This window comes from Magnetospira sp. QH-2 (genome assembly GCF_000968135.1).
In the GTDB taxonomy this organism is placed as follows: Bacteria; Pseudomonadota; Alphaproteobacteria; order Rhodospirillales; family Magnetospiraceae; genus Magnetospira.
Map to the genome: position 1 here is coordinate 1,771,456 of NZ_FO538765.1, position 18,572 is coordinate 1,790,027.

Below are 18,572 nucleotides of genomic sequence, written 5' to 3' on the forward strand. Positions count from 1 at the left end.
TCGGGTGAAGCGGTTATTGGCCCAAGGGAATGCTGTGTCTGAAGAGCTTTTTATTGTGGTGGTTGATGATGATGAGGTCGTTGCCGATGCCCTTGGCACGATCCTCGAGTGCTGGGGGCATCGGGTGGCTGTTTCCAATGGCGACACCGATTTTGACCCCTTGATAGAACAAGACTCTGCAAAGCCGGACTTGATCATTGCGGACTATAACCTCGGGAATGGTCGAACAGGGGTGGATTTGATCACTCGGCTTCGGCAGCACCATGGAAACCCAATTGCCGCCACCTTGTTAACCGGTGACACCGCTTCCCTTCCGCCCGTTGACCCGACCATCCTTATCCTTCTCAAACCAGTTGAACCGGCGACGTTAAAAGAGGTCCTTGGCAGTTTACGGCCCTGACCGCCTCGCCTTTGGTCCAAGGTGAAAAAACGGGATTGGTATCAACAGGCTTGCTCAGCGAAGCAAATCGGCGATGGTTCGGTGCAGCTGGTCGGGATTGATCGGTTTGTGCAGCAGCGGCAAACTGGATAGGGCCGCTTCTTGAAGGCGTGAAGGATTGGTGTCCCCGGTGATCAGCATGGCCGGGATCTGAGTATCAAAGTGAGCCCTAATGCGCGAGACCGCCCAGGCGCCGGTTTGTTCGAACGGGAGCCGGTAGTCAGCGATGATGAAATCCGGCTTTCTGGCACGCTCATCAAGAATATAGGGGTAATTGCAGTCATTATTGTTAATGCAGCTTGAGATAAAAACCTCGCAACCCCAGTGTTCCAGAAAAGTGGCGGTGGCTTCGGCGACTGCCATGTCATCCTCAATCAGGAGCACGCGCTTACCGTTAAGGTGTTCCGCCTTGTCGGGGGGCGAAAGAGGCGGCGTGAGAGGCTCCTCCCCACCGGTGAGAAGGACAATGGAAAACATGGTTCCGCGATCCGGATGCGAGCGGAACTGGATCGGGTGGTTGAGCAACAACGCCATGCGCTTGACAATGGAGAGTCCCAGGCCGAGCCCTTTGTTGCGATCCCGTTCTTCGTTGCCGATTTGATAGAATTCCTCGAACACACTGTCGGTTTTGTCTTCTGGGATGCCGATACCCGTGTCCCAAACTTGAATCTCCAGACTGTCGGGCCGCCGTCTGGCTCCCAGTAGAATACGACCTTCCTCGGTAAACTTGACGGCATTGGATAAGAGGTTGCGTAAGAGAGTATCGAGTAATGCCTCATCGGTCTGGACCGTGACCGAAGAAGGGATAAACCGGAAATCAAGATTTTTGGACGCGCTCAAGGCAGTGAATTCTTCGGCCAGACGGCGCATCAATGGCGCAATGGGAGTGGCCCGCATCTGTGGGCTGATGAGTCCGGCCTCCAACTTCGACATGTCGAGGACCCGGTCTAGGATGCCGCGCAGGCTGTCTACCGAGAGGCGGGTTTTTTCAATCAGCTTTGGCTGTTGGGCCGGGGTGGCGCCTTCGCTGAGCACGGATAAGAACAAGGTGATGGCCTGCAAAGGCTGTCGAAGGTCATGGCTTGCCGCCGCCAGGAATCGGGATTTGGCCGCGCTGCTCTGCTCGGCGGCTTCCCGGGCCAGGCGCTCCCGTTCCTCGGCTTTGTTGCGGGCGACGACAAACCCGTGAAGGGCCTCGGCCATGTGGCTGATTTCGTCGCTTCCGCTGATATCAATATCGAGCGGCCCTCCTTTGGCGGCCCGGTCCATGGCGGCCTTCAGAGTATCTAGTCTGCGAGAAACATTGAACAAAACCAAGAGACTGAAAACCAGAGCAACGAGAAAGGTGATGCCCGAGACCCCTGCTAGGATCCAACTGCGGTTTTCCATTTGCTCGATGCTGGTCTCAAAGGCTGACTCGATTTCGGTGCGTGCGGCGCGAACCAGGCTGCCGACGGCAAAGACCTGTCGACGGGCTGTTTGATCATAGGCAAGTCGGAGTCCCTCTGTCCGTCGGATGGCATCTTGAACTTCCCACGCACTGGAAAAGATATCGCGTTCCTGTTTGCCGAATGCTTCCAAGGAATCAATGGTGGCCAAAAGAATCGCTTGGTCGTCGGGGGCCAAATCCACGGTTTCCTGGCGGGCCTGGGTCAAGTGCATCAAGTACAAAGACCGCATGTCCTTTGCTCCATGTGCCAATCGAGGCAACGGATTGCCAAACACAACGAGTTCGGCCTTTCGCAGATGGAGTTCGATGCTCCTGCGCGCCCAATTGATGGCTTTGGAGCGGTGACCTGAGGCCATGGGAAGAATGCTGGCCAAAGTGCGCTTTAGATCCTTTTTCAGGCCATCAAAATCTCGTCGGGCCTCAATCCGACGGGCGACCATGGCCTCAAGGGCTTCAAGCCGGTAGCGAAGCTGGATCATGTCCGTTTCCACCTGCTCGAGAAGAGCCGCAAGGTGGTCTTGGCCGATCACTTTTAATGAGCCGACAAGCCGTTCCATGCGTTCGAACTGATCGTGGATTCGAAACAGGATGGTTTTGCGCTGACTTTCAACACGGGCCGCGGCAAGACCGGGAGCGCTTGCCAAGACCGCTTCGCTTTCGTGGGCCAATTCATAGGCGCTGGATATGATTGGGACGCCCGTACGGGACACGGTTTGTTGTGTCTGGTTCAAGATGACCAGGGAGGACAGCGCCAAAAACAAGGCCGTGGCGATAAAGGCCAAAACGACCAGGAAATTGAACTCGAGCAGCAGTTTGATCGATAGGCCAGATATAAACCTGGAAAAACCCGACAGCATGGATACCGGTCTGAAATCAATGGAAACAACGGACGCCACTTCGTTTGGTGGCGTTGCTTGGACGACGTTGACAATGCTACCATTCCAAGAGAGCCTCGGAAACCTTGTTGCTCTCGCTAAATAATAGATCCGGGGCCTATGGGGAGGCGGAATCATGATGCTGCGGATCCTTGTTGTGGTCCTCGTGTCCTTTGGGATGCAGACCGCAGTGGCGGGAACACTGGATGATGTTCGCGAGCGTGGTGTGCTGCGATGTGGAGCCAACCACGACTATGCCGGTTTTTCGGCGGTTGATAAAAAAGGGCGTTGGTGGGGGCTCGATGTGGATCTGTGTCGTGCCGTTGCCGCAGCGGTGCTGGGAAGTGCCGATGCGGTTGAGTTCCTGCGCCTGAGTGATGAATTTCGATTCGAGGCCTTGTCCAGAGGGGACGTGGATCTTTTGTTTCGCAATACCACCGAAACTCTGAGCCGCGATACCGCATTGGGGTTCAATTTCACCCGGTCCTATTTCTATGACGGCCAGGGATTTATGGTCTGGGCTGATCTGGGGGCCCGCAAACTCGCGGACCTGAAGACCGCGCGGGTTTGTGTCGAGACCGGAACGACTACCCTCAAGACCTTGCGCGATTTCACGCGGCGGGAAAAAGTGACTTTCGATATTCGCCTTTATCATTCCCTGGACGAGATGAAGGTGGCGTTTTTCTCACGCGAGTGCGACACGTTTTCCTCCGATGCTTCAGCCTTGGCTTCAATTTTGTCAACCGACGCTCCGAAGGGAAACGACTTCCTTATTCTGCCAGAAAGAGTTTCCAAAGAACCACTGGCAGGAGTGGTGAGGGAAGGAGACGAGGATTGGTTTGATGTGGTGAAATGGACTCTTCACGGTGTGATCGAGGCAGAGGAAAAAGGTCTGACCTCTGGCAACCTGGAGCAAATGCAAGCGGTTAAAGACCCTTATATCCAGCGGCTGCTCGGCGTGGCACCGGGGATTGGCCAGACACTGGGGTTGGATGATCAATGGCTGCGGCGCATCATTGCCCAGGTCGGGAACTATGGTGAAATCTACGAGCGGAACCTCGGCGCCGCGGCGCCCGTTACCTTGGATAGGGGCTTGAACAATCTGTGGACAAAAGGGGGCTTGCTGTATTCCCCGCCTTTCCTTTGAGGGACTGAGGCGCGCGCGAAATATCACCCCCCCCAGATTTTCACCTTTTCACGGTGTCTATCCCAAAGTATGATTTTTGCCGTTCGTTGCCTGGGGCAAGAGGGGGAGAAGTGGCTTTCGACGTTCGTCATTGGCTGAGTCCGACCGCATTCCTTAAAGGATTGATGGTGTTGGCGCTATTGTCGCCGTTGGGATCCTGCGGCGATGGAGATGAAGCGGAAAAAGCAATCAAAATCGGCCTTGTCACCAATAATCCCAATGGCTTGCGGAATATTCAAGGATTCCGCGACGGCATGGCCCACCTCGGTTTTCAAGAAGACGGGCAAGTGGCCTATCTTTTCGATGGACACCCGGTAACCGGACAGGATCTTAAGACCACATTGGAGCATTTCGTCGCCGCCGAGGTCGATTTGATCTTCACGGCGGGCACGCCAACCGGAGTGTTGGCCCACGAAATGACCAAAGACAGCGGCATACCGGTCATATTCGGCGTGATGGCCGATCCCGTGCAAGCGGGCGTTCTTGGCGATATTTCTCACCCGGGCGGCAACATGACCGGCGTAAAACTGGGCAAAAACCAAGCCCGCCGCCTGGAGTTGTTCAAGGAAGTGGTGCCGGGTATCCAGAAATTGGTCTTGCTCAGCAATCTCGGCGATCCGGCATCGGCGGCATCGGTCGAGCAGATCCGAAGCAGTAATCTGGCCAAAACCCTTGATCTGGTGATCATGGATTGCCGGGACGATGAGGCGGTGACCCGCGCCTTGGCGGACTTGCCGGACGATACGGACGCGCTGTTCCTGGTTCCCAATAGTACGGTCAACAAGCGCATCAAGGATATCGCCCGCGTGTCCCTGGAGCGGAAGATTCCCATTTCCGGGCCAAGTACGGCACAGATCGAACAGGGCGCATTGATGACATATGGTTTTGTGCACGAGGAAGTGGGGGCTCAGGCCGCTCGCCTGGCGCTGCTGGTTCTGAATGGCGCGAACCCGGGGGATTTGCCGGTGGAGAACGCGGAATCTTATTTGGGGTTGAATTTGGAAATCGCCAAGCGGATCGGCCTGGAGATCGACCCGCTCTATATTCGGTCAGCGGATATTTTGATCCGCCCGGTTCCTTGAAACCGCGAGACATTTTGCGTTGGCGAACTGTATAATAGAGGCACTGACTTCCGCTCAACAGGAAGGACGTCGTGTTTCGAAGTCTAAAGTTTCGCTTTTTTCTTGCGTTTGTGGGACTGGCCGTGGGGCCGTTGCTCTTGGCCGCCTTGTTGGTTGGCAACGCCATCAAAGACGAAGAAACTTGGCATAGCCGCGTAATTCTACAAGCAACAGCCGAGCGGGTTCGCGATGGTGTTCGCAGCCTGTTCGAAGCGTCGCGGCGGGATGTGCAGGTCATCGATAACATGATCGGTATCGGCTTGCGGGCTGATACACGGAGATATCAGGTTTTACAGGCGCTGCTGTTGCGCAACAAAACATTCCAGACACTCCGGATTATCGATCTGGAGGGGGGGACGGCGGATGTTGTTTCCAGAAGCAATATGCAGCCGGGTCTGCATTCCCGCTTGTTCCGAGATCGCAAGGGTATGGCTTCGGCGATTGAAACGGGTCAGCCACTCTTTGGAGGGGTGCGCATGGATGAGAGCCTGAATGAGCCTCTGATTACCATGCTGATCCCCTTGCAGATGCCGATAACCGGTCAAGTGGAATGTGTCATGGTCGCGGACCTTCGCTTCAAAGCCGTATGGGATTTGTTGGCTCACCTGACTTTGGGCCCCGGGACCCAAGCTTACATCGTGGACGAAGAAGGGGTTGTTGTCGCCCACCGCAATCCTACCCATGCTTTGCAGCGAAAAGAGGCACCCGTCGGCGAGATTGGCCTTGCGGGTGCGCCGGTGCTCAGAGTCCGAATGCCGCTGGGATTGGCCGGAGCCGGATTGCTTGTTGTTGTGGAGCAAGACCTAGCGGATGCGGAAGTCACGATCCGCCGGATCCTAAATGTTTCCACCATCACCGCTGTGTTCTTTATCCTGGTTGCCCTGTTGTTTTTCACTTACTTCGTCCTGCGCATGGTTTTCCCCTTGGAACGACTGGTGGCTGCCAGCAAGCAAGTGGGAAGAGGCCAGACACCGGAGACGATCTCCGTCGCGGCAACGGGAGAAGTCCGCGAGCTCATCGTTGCCTTTAATCAGATGGCCACCGATATTGCCAAAGCCAGGGATCTGGCGTCGCTCCATGCGATGGAACTGGCAAACAAGAACCTGAAGCTGGATGCGGATAACTTGGCGTTGGAGCGGGCCGAGGCGTCATTGCGCCAGGCTCTGGACAAGGTAACCCTGTCCAACGAGGAGTTGGAGCAATTTGCCTATGTGGCCTCCCATGACCTGAAAGAACCGCTGCGCATGGTTGGCAGCTACTTACAGCTTCTCAAAATGCGCTACGCCGATCAGCTGGATGATACAGCAAGCGAATACATTGGGTTTGCGGTGGACGGCGCCCTTCGCATGAATCATCTGATCACCGATCTTTTGGAATACTCCCGAGTCGAGACTAAAGGGGGAGAGCTGATTCCGCTTCCCATGGAAAATATCCTCCAGGTGGCCATGCAGGATTTGTCCGTGACCATTGACGAGAAAGGGGCGACCGTAAAGGTGGAGGGCCAATGGCCCGTCTGCGAGGTGGATGGATCACAGATCGTTCGACTATTCGAAAACCTCATCGGCAATGCGCTTAAATATGCCGACGAGGACCGGGCTCCGGAAGTTGTCGTGAGCGGCGCCTTGCAAGGCGACCAATGGGTATTTTCCGTTGCCGACAATGGAATCGGGATCGCCGAAGAGTTTCATGCTCGGATCTTTGCCATCTTCCAACGCCTCCATAATCACGATGCATACGGCGGCACGGGGATTGGTCTGGCGGTCGCCAAAAAAATCGTCGAGCGCCATGGTGGGAGAATCTGGGTCGAATCGTGTTTGGGTAAGGGAACAACCTTCTATTTTTCCCTTCCACAAGCCGCCGCCCCCGAATAGGCCGTCGCCGCTGGAGCGAGAATCCCCCCTTAGAGGCGCGCCGGGGTATAAAAATGGTCAAAATTCCACGCAGCCCCCTTTACATTCTTGCTGGTGCGGTTAGGGTTTTAGCTGACTTGTGCATGCAAGAAGCCTGTTGGGCGAGAAGCGGGGGCAAGTCGAAGTCAACACTCAAGGAGTTTTCTAATGCCTACAGGCACGGTTAAGTGGTTCAATCCGGAAAAAGGCTATGGGTTCATTCAACCCGATGCGGGCGGAGACGATGCCTTTGTGCATATCACCGCAGTCCAACAGGCCGGACTGGCAACTCTGAATGAGGGCCAGAAGGTTTCCTATGAGCTGGCTCAAGGCCGCAATGGCAAATATGCCGCTCAGGACCTTCAGGTAACCGAGTAAAAGATCCAGGTATCTCCCGATTCCGGGTCCGCTGGGATCGGGAGTTCCTTACCGTAAAGCCGCCCATAGAAGCGGCTGCGATAAAGGGGTGGGAAGTGACGTTTGGGAGATTCGTCACGCGTTAGCGCGTGTGCCTATCGAACCCACAATGTTCCGTTCCCAACAGACTTCTTCAATCATCCACCAAGGATTTGGGCGGTTCCATATAATGGGACCAGCCAGTACGCCCCCCTCGGTTATCAAGGAAATTGCCCAGGGCCGAGACCGGTCGGCGGTCGTAGGTGACATCCACACCTTCGCGTAGGATTGCCGCTGCCTTGTCGAAGGGGATGGCGTCTCGATAGGCCCGGGGGCTGACCATGCCGACAAAGGCATTGGAAGCCGCGATGATGCGGGCGCCCAGGTGGATTTCTTCACCACGTTTGCCTTCCGGATAGCCCGAGCCATCCCATTTCTCCTGTAGATCGCGGACCACGGCGGCCACCGGCACATCGAACTCGAGCCCCTCCAACAGGTCGGCGCTATTGAGCATAGACTCGCGGATTTTGCTCACTTCGTCGTCGGATAGCTTGCCGGTTTTGGTTAGCAGTTCAGGCGGCACCAGCACCTTGCCCAGGTTCATGAGGTTGCCCGCAAGGTCAACGGTGCGCACCATCTCCTCCGGTTCCCCCATTTCCTCGGCGATGGCCTGGGCCACTTCGGCGACACGGGCCGATTGGTGGGCGGAGTAGGGGTCTCGCCGGTCCACCAGGGATACCAAGGTGGTGACCAGCTTGCGCATGGTGCGTTCGCGCTTTTCCCGTTCTTCCACGACATCGGTCACGTCTTGCAGCATTTGCAGGACCGCGGGGGGGTAATCCCGGTCGCCACGCAGGGGCAGGAAGTGGCCGCGATAGATATGCCGCTGCCCTCCTTCTTCCTCGAAGCTCAAGGTCTTGCTCATGGGTTCAAAGGATTTAAAGACTTCCTGATTGACCCGTTCAAGCTCGCGCGCCTTCACTGGGCCGACCACAGAGGCCATGGTCTTGCCCAAAATGTCATCCTTGGGAATTCCGGCGGTCTCGGCCAGCCAGCGGTTGGCAAAGGTGAACTTGGTGTCCTCGGAAACAGCGGCGATCATTGCCGGATGGCCGTCGGTGACCACGGTGAGGAACTTGGAGAAGTTCTGGAAGCGCTCCAGGGCAACGGTCATCTCGCCCATGGCCTTGGCGGTGCGAACCGAGGTGCCGTGGCGCCAGACCGCAATGATGGTGATACCGAGACCGACAATCAGGGCAATGAATACGATCAGCATGGTTCCCAGACGGCTGTCGGTGGCGGCCAGGGCCTCGGCGCTGGCTATCTTGCGCAGAACCACCCAAGGGGTTCCGGCAATGCCGCGACCGGTGACCAGAACCGGCGCTTGGGCGTAATCCACATACTCGCCAAACCCACCCGGCGATTGCTCGGCAAAGGCGGCGGCCAGGTCTGGTGTATTGGCCGCCAGGCGGCGCTTGAGCGGCGCGGTGCCGTCGGCCAATGGCGATAGATACTCGATCATCGCGCCCACCCGCCGGACCAGCAGGGTCTCGGCGGTTTCCGACGTATCGCCGGGTTGGTTCAGATTGTCGAATAGATCGCGATCGATCTTCTTGAAACCGACCACGAAGCCCAAGGCCGTCGAAGAGCCGGCGTCGTCCTGGATCCCGTAAACCGGCAGCACGAACCCGGTGCTTGGTCCCGCCGCACCTTCGTGGATATCCACCAAGGCCGGTTGGCCTCTAGCGGCCTCATCCATGGCAGCGCGCAGGCGCGGAGTCATGGGCGGCATGTCGGGGGTGGCGGCCAAAAGATTGCCCTGGGCATCGGTGAGGGCGATCCCGGCCTGTCCGGCGGCTGCCACATTGGCCCGCACTTCCAGCGCCGGGGCGTCGGCTCGAAAACCGCCTTGATGGGCGGTGACGGTCAACAGGCTTTCCAGGTATTCCCCTTCGACCCCGTCGCCATCGCCCAGGCTCAACTCCGACATATAGACCTGTAGCGAGGCATTCTCGGCCAGTCCGCGCATGACTCCGAACTGATTATCCAGCCACTGCTGTACCGCCGCGGCGCGGCTATCGGCGATGATGCCCAATCGGACCTGCCAGCCTTGCATGTCGCGGTCGCGCTCTCGTTCGATGAAGAGGTTTACGGCAATAATTCCGCCGATCAGTGCCACGGCCAAAAGCCCCATGGCGCCGAAGACCATCAGGCGGGCACGGGAGCCGCCGGTACCGGAGGGAGCCGGGGAAGGGGCGCTGTCAGTCATCGATGAATTTCCTTTGGGCGGCGGGGTGACGTGGGTGTCATTCTCCCGGTCTATGGCCGTGAATTCAAGCTGAGTTTCGTTGCGAGGGCTTGGGAGTTTCTCAAAGTGACCCGCTTTCACGGCACTAAAAATTACTATAAAACAATAAAATGAAAAGATAATATAATGTCATAGGTTAGGTATGTGGTGGTTGGGGGATGGCAATCCGTGTAAAAAAAACGGGACCCTAGGGGCCCCGTTTTCTTGATGTCTTGGCCGGTCTCGAACCGACTATTCCAGGCGCTCTTTCACAAAGGATCCCGGTGCTTCTTCAATCACCTTCAGATTGCCATCGCCGGGAACCCGGGCCGGAACCTTGCCAGCACCGTATTTGGTCACCCACTTGAGCCAATCGGGCCACCAGGAACCCTCGACACGCTTGGCGCCTTCCAGCCATTTATCGGGGTCCTTGGGCGCTTTGCCGGGTTTGGTGAAGTGGAAATACTTTCCGGCCGCCGGAGGATTGATCACCCCGGCGATATGCCCCGAACCGGCAAGCACGAACTTGACCGGGCCGGAATAGGTTTGGGTCGCCACGTAATTGGATTTCCACGGCGAGATGTGGTCTTCCTGCGCCGACAGGACATAGGACGGCGTTTTGACGGTTCGCAGGTCGATGGGGACACCGCCGAATTCCAAACCGCCCGGCTCGATGAACTTGTTTTCCAGGTACATGTTGCGCAGGTAGAAGCTGTGCATGGTGGCGGGAAGTCGGGTGGAATCCGAATTCCAGTACAACAGGTCGAAGGGGAAGGGGTCCTTGCCCAACAGGTAGTTGTTGACCACGAACGACCAGATCAGGTCGTTGGAGCGCAGCAGATTGAAGGTCTGCGCCATTTCGGCCCCGTCCAGATAGCCCTTTTCGGCCATGGCCTTGTCCAGCCCGGCGAGGAGTTCCTCGTCGATGAACACACCCAGGTCGCCCGGCTCGGCGAAATCGATCATGGTGGTGAAATAGGTGCAGGACTTGATGCGCTTGTCACCCTTGGCTTCCATATAGGCCAAGGTGCCGGCCATCAGGGTTCCGCCGATACAATAGCCGATGGCGTTGACCTGTTCCTCGCCGGTGGCTTCCTTGATCGCGTCGAGAGCCGTGATCGGGCCTTCGAGCATATAGTCGGTGAAATCCCGGGTCGCGTGGCGCTCATCGGGGTTGACCCAGGAGATGACAAAGACGGTCAGTCCTTGATCCACGAACCACTTGATCATCGAGTTCTTGGCCCGCAGGTCCATGATGTAGAACTTGTTGATCCAAGGCGGCACGATCAGCAGCGGGGTTTTCTGGACGTCTTCCGTGGACGGACTGTATTGCAACAGCTGCATCATGTCGTTTTGGAAGACGACCTTGCCCGGCGTGTTGGCGACGTTGTCGCCGACCGTAAAGGCTTCGTAGTCGGTCATGGAGATACGCAGCTGACCTTTGCCGCGCTCCAGGTCCTCCAGCATGTTTTGCAGGCCCTTGAGCAGGTTTTCGCCGCCGCTTTCCGCCGTGGCGCGCAGCACTTCGGGGTTGGTGGCGACAAAATTGGTCGGCGACAGAGCATCGGTGAACAGCTTGGTATAGAAATCCACTTTGTGCTTGGTCTTGTCGTCCAGGCCTTCCACGTCGCCAACGACCGTTTGCATCCAACGTGAAGTCAGAAGGTAGGACTGCTTGATATAGTCAAAGACCTCGTTTTCGTTCCAGGCATCGTCGCGGAACCGGCGATCATCACGCGCCGGGGTGACCACGTCCTCGGTTTCCTGGCCCATCATGCGTCGGGTCGTGTTTTGCCACAGGGCCATGTAGTCCTGCCACAGAGTCATTTGCGCCTGCATGAGCTTCGCAGGGTCGGCCATCATCTTGGCGGTCATATCCATGAACGCCTGGCCGATATTCAGCGGGTCCATGGGGCCGGTAGAACCGTCACCCGTCTGCTTACTCAAAAAATCGGCCACCAGCCTTTGGCTGCGTTCGGCGATATCGCTCATGATCGTACTGACTTCGCCCGGATCGGGCATGGTCGGTTCAGCTGATTGCTTGTCGGACATGGAGCTCCCTTTTCCCAATAAGTTCGCGCCCATACGCATTCTTATGGCGTATGGTGCTGACTCCCCGCTGGAACCGGATTTGCCCGGTTCTTTCTCCACCGTTTATTTTTCGGCGTCGTTTGTATAGTTTTAACGGAATTTCTTCAGGCTGGAAAATGGAATCGGATATTTTTTTGCAATGCGGCATTCGGTTCGGATTTGACAGTTGGTATGGCAAGGGCAAGGGAATGATGGATAAACTTATGAAGTCGACTGCCGTTTTGGCGATGATGGTGCCGTTGGCCCTGGGGGGCTGCTCCACTGCCTGGATGGACGACTACACCCCCGATTGGTTCGATGACGAGCCAACAGCCGAAGGCGATGTCGAAGTGGTCGATGCGCCGGGCGGGGATCGGGACTATCCTTCCGTCGCCGATACGCCGGAAGCGCTGCAAGCCAGTGCGGAAGCAGAACGGGCTCAGGTCGCCGAGGGGCTGCGTGCGGATAACATCCGTAATCGCTATGCGGCAGATACCATTTCGCGTCAAAATGACATGACCGACGATATCCCCATCGCCCGGGCCCCGACATCAGCCAATGCGCCCATGGCAGCACCGCCCATGCCGACGGTGTCCGCGCCGATGGTGGCCGGGGCGCCGGTGCCCATGGCTCCGGTTCCCACGGCGCCTTCGGTGCCGGGCGCGCCGCAAACCGCTTCGGCGCAACCGGCCGGTCCGGCCCAGCCCGTGCCGCCCATGCCCTGGCTTGGCCCGCGTCCGCAGCCCTTGCAGGTGGTGACCTCTGAATCCCAGGCTGGCGCCTTGTTACCCTCGCGCCCCGGGTCCGCTGCTTTTGCCACGGGGATCTATGATCCAACCGCCGCTGGTCCGGTGGTGATTTCCGGATCGGGTTTGCAGATGCCCGTCACCGCCCTGCCCATGGACCGTCGGGGGACTCTGACCGGTGCCGACAGACGCAACATCATGCCCGGCAATGCCTTGCGCGTGGCGACCATTCAGTTCCAGGACGGCTCGTCGCAACTGAGTGCCCATGACCGCACCATTCTGCGTCAAGTGGTGGCCTTGCATCGTGAGCGAGGCGGCGTCGTTCGCGTCGTTGGTCATGCCAGCAGCCGCACACGCGACATGGATCCGGTGAAGCACAAGATGGTCAACCTGAGCATGTCCACGGCCCGCGCGGAGCGGGTGGCCAAGGCGTTGGTCTCTTACGGCGCCCCGTCCTCTCAGGTTCAGACTGCCGGGGTTTCGGATCACGAGCCGCGCTTCTACGAAGTCATGCCGGCGGGCGAGGCAGGCAATCGTCGTACGGAAATCTATTTCCTGCGCTAAAGGACCGGGTCTCGGGGCCTTGTCGTTTTTTTCCGGGTATCGCTTCGTCCCGCTTGACGCGGGGCGGGCCAACCCTTAACCACCCCATCCACGGTCGCTTTACCGCCCGGGCCGGGGCTTAGACAATCGAGCAAATCAGATGATGGACCAGGAGTTTCACCGCATCAGGCGCCTTCCCCCTTATGTCTTCGCCGAAGTCAACGCGATGAAGGCAAAGGCCCGCGCTGCTGGCGAGGACATCATCGATTTCGGCATGGGCAACCCGGACCAGCCGACGCCCAAGCATATCGTCGATAAAATGATCGAGACGGTGCAGGACGGCCGCACCCACCGCTATTCTAATTCGCGCGGTATTCCAGGCCTGCGCAAGGCTCTGTCAGCCTATTACGCGCGCCGGTGGAACGTGGATATCGATCCGGAAACCGAGGCCATTGTCACCCTGGGTTCGAAAGAGGGACTGGCCAATCTGGCCTCGGCCATCACCAGTCCCGGCGACGTGATTTTGGTACCCAATCCCAGCTACCCGATCCATCAGTTCGGCTTCATCATCGCCGGCGCCGCGGTGCGCAATATCCCGGTCAAGGCCAACGAAGAATTCTTCGAGGCTCTGGAACGGGCCGTGATCCACAGCGTTCCCAAGCCGACGGCGGTGGTTTTGAACTACCCCAATAATCCCACGGCGGAATTGGTCGATCTGGACTTCTATGCCCGGGTGGTGGATTTCTGCCGCCATCACGGGATCTGGATCCTGTCGGATCTGGCCTATTCAGAGATCTATTTCGATACCACGCCGCCGCCCTCGATCCTCGAGGTGCCGGGCGCCCGCGATATCGCCGTCGAGTTCACTTCCATGAGCAAGACCTACAACATGCCCGGCTGGCGCATCGGTTTCGCGGCGGGCAATAAGAAACTGATTTCCGCTTTGACACGGATCAAGTCCTATTTGGACTACGGAGCCTTTACCCCCATTCAGGTGGCGTCGGCGGCGGCGTTGAACGGCCCACAGGACTGCGTGGACGAAATCCGCGCGCTTTACAAGGAGCGCCGCGACGTGCTGATCGAGGGGCTGGCCCAAGCCGGGTGGGAGGTGCCGTCCCCGGCGGCGACCATGTTTGCCTGGGCGCCGATTCCGCCTGCCTTTGCGCATCTGGGCTCCATGGAGTTCTCCAAGATGCTGCTGAGCGAGGCCCAAGTGGCGGTGGCGCCGGGGCTCGGGTTCGGCGAGCATGGCGACGGATTCGTGCGCATCGGTCTGGTGGAAAACAAGCATCGCACCCGTCAGGCGGTTCGTAGTATCAAGACGTTCCTGGGTTCCTATGACAAAGCCCTGGAAGAAGCCGAGAAACGCCGCGCCCAGGCAGGTTAAAGCCGGGGCGGCCATCAACAAAACCTAAGAAGCGGGGAGTTGTTCCATGAGTGAACCATTGCGCGTCGGGGTCGCCGGTCTGGGGACCGTCGGAGGCGGGACGGTCAAACTGTTGCTGGCGAATGCCGATCTGTTGGCCGCCCGTTGCGGGCGCCCGATTGTGGTCAGCGCGGTGGCCGAGCGGGAAAAGAGTCGGGATCTGGGCATTTCCCTGGACGGCATTACCTGGCACGACGATGCCATGACCATGGCCTCGTCCAATGACGTGGATGTGGTGGTTGAATTGATCGGCGGATCTGCCGGGATCGCCAAAAAGCTCTGCGAAGCGGCGTTGGAGAACGGCAAGCATGTGGTCACCGCCAACAAGGCCCTGATTGCCCATCATGGCGGCAAGCTGGCCGGGATTGCGGAATCCAAGGGTGTTCAGCTGGCCTACGAGGCGGCCGTGGCGGGAGGGATTCCGATCATCAAGGCCCTGCGCGAAGGTATGGTGGCCAACAATTATTCCCGCGTCTACGGGATCATGAACGGGACCTGCAATTACATCCTGACCGCCATGCGCGAGAGCGGGCGGGAGTTCAGCGACGTGTTGGATGAAGCACAGGAGTTGGGCTACGCCGAGGCGGACCCGAGCTTCGACGTGGATGGGATCGATACAGCGCACAAGCTGTCGATTCTGACGGCGGTTGCTTTCGGCTGCGAGCTCAATTTCCATGCGGTGCATGTGGAAGGTATCCGTCACGTTTCCGCACTGGATATTCATTTCGCCACGGAACTGGGCTATCGCATCAAGTTGCTGGGGGTGGCCAGCCGCACCGAGAATGGCGTGGAGCAACGTGTGCATCCCTGCATGGTGCCTCTGGATGCTCCCATCGCAGCGGTCGAGGACGTGTTTAACGCCGTGGTGGCCCATGGTGATTATGTGGGTACCACCATGCATGTGGGGCGGGGTGCGGGAGAAAAACCAACAGCCTCTGCCGTGGTGTCCGACATCGCCGATATCGCCCGCGGCTTGAGCCTGCCCACATTCGGGCTACCGGTGAAGCGCCTTGAGAAGTTGCCGACTCGGCCCATGGGTGAGCATTCGGGCGCCTATTACGTTCGCTTTACCGTTTTGGATAAGCCGGGCGTGATGGCTGATATCTCGGCGGCCCTGCGCGACAATGATGTATCCATGGAATCGGTGTTGCAGCATGGCCGGGCGCCCTATGAGCCGGTGCCGCTGGTAATGACGGTTCATGAAGCTCGGGAGTCGGCCATGGTCGGGGCCCTGGCGGCCATCGAGAGTCTGGATGCCGTGGTGGAACCGCCCCGGATGATCCGTATCGAGGCATTCTGAACACCGAAGGAGACTCGATGATGGAAACCGATCGCCCCTTGAGCAGCCACCTCAATCTGGCCATGGATACGGTCCAGGTCACCGAGATTGCCGCGCTGGCTGCCGGTGCCTGGATGGGCCGGGGCGATGAGATGGCGGCCGATGGTGCCGCCGCCGCCGCCATGGGCGCCGCCATTGCCCGGTTGGAGTTGGACGGCAAAGTGGTGATCGGCGAATTCGGTGACGGCGCTTCCAGCAGTTTTTGTCCTGGTGAACGGGTCGGCGGGGGCGTCGGCCCTCGGGTCGATATTGCCCTGACTCCTCTGGAGGGCATTACGGCCTGTGCCCGGGGCACGGCCAACGCCCTGTCCGTGATGGCCCTGACCGATGCGGGCGGGCTGCTGCCGGTGCCTGAAGTCTATATGGATAAGATTGCCGTGGGCCCGGGCCTGCCCGAAGGCATCATTGATCTGGAGGCCGAGCCGGAAGACAACCTGAAACGGGTGGCCGAAGCGCGGGGGATTGCGGTTCCAGACTTGGTGGTCTGTATTCTTGATCGCCCCCGGCACGAAGAACTGATCTGGCGGGTACGCGAGGCCGGGGCCCGCATCATGCTTTTCGCCGATGGCGATGTGAGTGGCATCATGGCCACCTTGGAGCCGGAAAGCGGGGTGGATATGTACATGGGGATCGGCGGAGCCCCGCAAGGGGTTCTGGCGGCCGCCGCTCTGCGCTGCGTGGGCGGGCAAATGCAGGGAAAGCTGCTGCTGCGAACCAATGAGGATCATACCAAGGCCCGAGAGATGGGATTGAGCGATCCGAGCCGGATTTTCTCCGCGGCCGATATGGCCTCGGGGGATATCATGTTGGCTGCCACCGGCGTGACCAGAAGCGTTTTGTTGCGTGGTGTCCGCCGATCCGGGGACAGCGCGGTCACCCATTCCCTGGTGATGCGAAGCGCGACAGGGACCTTGCGATACCTTCAGTCACGCCACAGCCTGGACGCGGCGGGCGATCCGCTAACCGGTGCTTGAGGTGAATGACGACACGACTTCGCCGGCTTATCTAGGCGTTGAACGCTCCTTGCGGGGCAAAGCCTGGCGACAAAGGCCGGGTGATGATCGTCTGGCCATGACCCTCGCCCAAAGATTTCATATTCCGGAATTGGCCGGGCGGGTTCTGGCCGCCCGAGGCGTGGACCTGGAGACCGCTTCCAGCTATCTCAATCCGACCCTGCGCGACCTGATGCCCGACCCGGATGGGTTCAAAGACATGGCCACCGGGACCACCCGTCTTGCCGATGCCCTGGCCAATGGCGAAACCATTGCCCTGTTCGGGGACTATGACGTGGATGGGGCGACCTCGGCGGCCCTGCTGGGACGCTTCCTGCGGGCCGTTGGTGGGTCACCCTTGCTTTATGTGCCAGACCGTCTCAGCGAGGGCTATGGCCCCAACGGACCGGCCCTGCGCCGCCTGAGAGAGCAAGGGACCACCGTGGCGGTCACCGTGGATTGCGGCTCCACGGCCTTCGAGGCCTTGGATGTCGCGGCGGAGGTTGGGTTGGACGTGGTGGTCATCGATCATCATGCCGTGGAACCCAAGCTGCCAAAGGCTCATGCCTTCATCAATCCCAACCGGTTGGACGAGCCGCCGGGGCAGGGGCATCTGGCCGCTGTCGGGGTGACGTTTCTGTTCGCCGTCGCCCTGAACCGGCGGCTGCGGGAAAGGGATTGGTACCATGACCAACGCCCGGAACCGGACCTGATGGGGCTGCTCGACCTGGTGGCCCTGGGCACAGTCTGCGACGTGGTGCCATTGGTGGGACTCAATAGGGCTTATGTGACCCAGGGGCTGAAGGTCATGGCCAAGCGGCGCAATGGCGGCCTGACCGCTCTGGCTGATGTGGCCGGGGTCAATGAGGCGCCGGGCACTTATCACGCCGGGTTCCTCTTGGGTCCGCGGGTCAATGCCGGCGGCCGCGTGGGTCAGTCGGACCTGGGGGCAACCCTATTGGGGAGCGACGATCCATCCGTCACCCGCGAGATCGCTCAGCGTCTGGATGCCTTGAACAAGGAGCGCCGGGATATTGAGGCGATGGTATTGGAACAGGCTCTGAGCCAAGTGGAAGGGGAGCCGGAAGAGCACCTGTTTCCATCTTTGGTGATGGCCGTGGGCGAAGGATGGCATCCCGGCGTGGTCGGCATCGTGGCCAGCCGCCTGTGTGAGCGTTTCAACCGTCCTGCCTGTGTCCTGGCCGTGGAGGGGGAAAAGGCCACCGGCTCCGGACGCTCCTTGCCGGGCATGGACCTGGGGGCGGCCGTCATCGCCGCCCGTCAGTCGGAAATCCTGCTCAAAGGCGGCGGTCATGCCATGGCCGCCGGGTTTACGGTTGACGCGCGGCGGGTCGACGAATTCGCGCGTTTCATCGCCGAGCGTTTGGATCGGGGCATGGGGGATGGGGGGCCTGTTCCCGAACTCAATTGTGACACGGTTTTGAGCGTCGGGGCGGCCCATGGGGGCACCATTGCCGCCATCGAGCGGGCGGCACCCTTCGGCGCGGGGAATTCCGAGCCGCGGTTCGTGCTGGCGGATGTGCTGATTACCCATGCCAAAATTGTCGGCGAGAATCATGTGCGTTGCACGCTGAGTGGGGCCGCCGAAGGCGGGCGGGTCAATGCCATGGCCTTTCGTTCCGTGGACAGCGAATTGGGCCAGGCCCTGTTGCGTCATCAAGGCGCGGCCTTCCATCTGGCCGGGCATCTGCGGCGTGATACCTGGCGTGGCGGCAATGCCGTGCAGTTTCTGATCGATGACGGCGTCCGGGTCGCGGAAACAAGACCACGTTAAGGGCTTGATTTCATCTTC

Annotated in this window: 13 protein-coding genes; 10 read left to right on the forward strand and 3 right to left on the reverse strand. The window is 59.2% G+C overall.

Annotation, left to right across the window (positions count from 1 at the left end):
• The first annotated feature begins 4 nt into the window (after positions 1 to 4).
• Complete coding sequence (locus tag MGMAQ_RS08360) at positions 5 to 400, forward strand: response regulator (protein ID WP_158498814.1); 396 nt, start codon at positions 5 to 7, stop codon at positions 398 to 400.
• Between the two features lie 54 nt (positions 401 to 454).
• Here MGMAQ_RS08360 and MGMAQ_RS19515 read toward each other — a convergent pair whose 3' ends face one another.
• Complete coding sequence (locus MGMAQ_RS19515) at positions 455 to 2,785, reverse strand: hybrid sensor histidine kinase/response regulator (protein ID WP_158498815.1); 2,331 nt, start codon at positions 2,783 to 2,785, stop codon at positions 455 to 457.
• A gap of 115 nt (positions 2,786 to 2,900) precedes the next feature.
• Here MGMAQ_RS19515 and MGMAQ_RS08370 point away from each other — a divergent pair, with 115 nt between their 5' ends.
• The 4 genes from MGMAQ_RS08370 to MGMAQ_RS08385 all read left to right on the forward strand — a co-directional run bounded on the left by MGMAQ_RS08370 (position 2,901) and on the right by MGMAQ_RS08385 (position 7,338).
• A complete protein-coding gene (locus tag MGMAQ_RS08370; RefSeq protein WP_046021179.1) occupies positions 2,901 to 3,911 on the forward strand; it encodes an amino acid ABC transporter substrate-binding protein in 1,011 nt (336 codons plus the stop codon).
• A 110-nt stretch (positions 3,912 to 4,021) separates the two neighbouring features.
• A complete protein-coding gene (locus tag MGMAQ_RS08375) occupies positions 4,022 to 5,032 on the forward strand; it encodes an ABC transporter substrate-binding protein (RefSeq protein ID WP_046021180.1) in 1,011 nt (336 codons plus the stop codon).
• Between the two features lie 71 nt (positions 5,033 to 5,103).
• On the forward strand, positions 5,104 to 6,942 hold the full coding sequence (locus MGMAQ_RS19520) for an ATP-binding protein (RefSeq protein WP_052716252.1): 1,839 nt from the start codon (positions 5,104 to 5,106) through the stop codon (positions 6,940 to 6,942).
• A 186-nt stretch (positions 6,943 to 7,128) separates the two neighbouring features.
• On the forward strand, positions 7,129 to 7,338 hold the full coding sequence (locus MGMAQ_RS08385) for a cold-shock protein (RefSeq protein ID WP_046021181.1): 210 nt from the start codon (positions 7,129 to 7,131) through the stop codon (positions 7,336 to 7,338).
• A gap of 172 nt (positions 7,339 to 7,510) precedes the next feature.
• On the opposite strand, the gene MGMAQ_RS08390 is transcribed toward MGMAQ_RS08385, so the two are convergent.
• Together MGMAQ_RS08390 and MGMAQ_RS08395 are read right to left on the reverse strand one after the other, a co-directional pair.
• Positions 7,511 to 9,625 (reverse strand): HD domain-containing phosphohydrolase, encoded by a 2,115-nt coding sequence (locus tag MGMAQ_RS08390; protein WP_046021182.1) that lies wholly within the window; start codon positions 9,623 to 9,625, stop codon positions 7,511 to 7,513.
• Positions 9,626 to 9,895: 270 nt separating this feature from the next.
• Complete coding sequence (locus MGMAQ_RS08395) at positions 9,896 to 11,695, reverse strand: alpha/beta hydrolase (RefSeq protein ID WP_046021183.1); 1,800 nt, start codon at positions 11,693 to 11,695, stop codon at positions 9,896 to 9,898.
• 242 nt (positions 11,696 to 11,937) lie between these two features.
• Between MGMAQ_RS08395 and MGMAQ_RS19525 the strand changes: the two genes are divergently transcribed.
• The 5 genes from MGMAQ_RS19525 (at position 11,938) to recJ (ending at position 18,554) form a co-directional block, all read left to right on the forward strand.
• On the forward strand, positions 11,938 to 13,023 hold the full coding sequence (locus tag MGMAQ_RS19525) for an OmpA family protein (RefSeq protein ID WP_158498816.1): 1,086 nt from the start codon (positions 11,938 to 11,940) through the stop codon (positions 13,021 to 13,023).
• 139 nt (positions 13,024 to 13,162) lie between these two features.
• Positions 13,163 to 14,389 (forward strand): LL-diaminopimelate aminotransferase, encoded by a 1,227-nt coding sequence (locus tag MGMAQ_RS08405; RefSeq protein WP_173427168.1) that lies wholly within the window; start codon positions 13,163 to 13,165, stop codon positions 14,387 to 14,389.
• A 46-nt stretch (positions 14,390 to 14,435) separates the two neighbouring features.
• The gene (locus tag MGMAQ_RS08410) at positions 14,436 to 15,728 is read left to right on the forward strand and encodes a homoserine dehydrogenase (protein ID WP_046021184.1); all 1,293 of its coding nucleotides are present in this window, start codon (positions 14,436 to 14,438) and stop codon (positions 15,726 to 15,728) included.
• A 17-nt stretch (positions 15,729 to 15,745) separates the two neighbouring features.
• Positions 15,746 to 16,741 carry a class II fructose-bisphosphatase gene (gene glpX, locus MGMAQ_RS08415; RefSeq protein ID WP_046021185.1) on the forward strand — a complete coding sequence of 332 codons (996 nt, stop codon included), beginning with the start codon at positions 15,746 to 15,748 and terminating at the stop codon, positions 16,739 to 16,741.
• A 49-nt stretch (positions 16,742 to 16,790) separates the two neighbouring features.
• Positions 16,791 to 18,554 carry a single-stranded-DNA-specific exonuclease RecJ gene (gene recJ, locus MGMAQ_RS08420; RefSeq protein ID WP_252508703.1) on the forward strand — a complete coding sequence of 588 codons (1,764 nt, stop codon included), beginning with the start codon at positions 16,791 to 16,793 and terminating at the stop codon, positions 18,552 to 18,554.
• Positions 18,555 to 18,572 lie beyond the last annotated feature (18 nt).

Coding starts and splice junctions, on each gene's coding strand:
- MGMAQ_RS08370 (WP_046021179.1), top strand. CDS start 2,901: ATGATGCTGCGGATCCTTGTTGTGGTCCTCGTGTCCTTTGGGATGCAG.
- MGMAQ_RS08385 (WP_046021181.1), top strand. CDS start 7,129: ATGCCTACAGGCACGGTTAAGTGGTTCAATCCGGAAAAAGGCTATGGG.
- MGMAQ_RS08390 (WP_046021182.1), bottom strand. CDS start 9,625: ATGACTGACAGCGCCCCTTCCCCGGCTCCCTCCGGTACCGGCGGCTCC.
- MGMAQ_RS08395 (WP_046021183.1), bottom strand. CDS start 11,695: ATGTCCGACAAGCAATCAGCTGAACCGACCATGCCCGATCCGGGCGAA.
- MGMAQ_RS19525 (WP_158498816.1), top strand. CDS start 11,938: ATGAAGTCGACTGCCGTTTTGGCGATGATGGTGCCGTTGGCCCTGGGG.
- MGMAQ_RS08405 (WP_173427168.1), top strand. CDS start 13,163: ATGATGGACCAGGAGTTTCACCGCATCAGGCGCCTTCCCCCTTATGTC.
- MGMAQ_RS08410 (WP_046021184.1), top strand. CDS start 14,436: ATGAGTGAACCATTGCGCGTCGGGGTCGCCGGTCTGGGGACCGTCGGA.
- glpX (WP_046021185.1), top strand. CDS start 15,746: ATGATGGAAACCGATCGCCCCTTGAGCAGCCACCTCAATCTGGCCATG.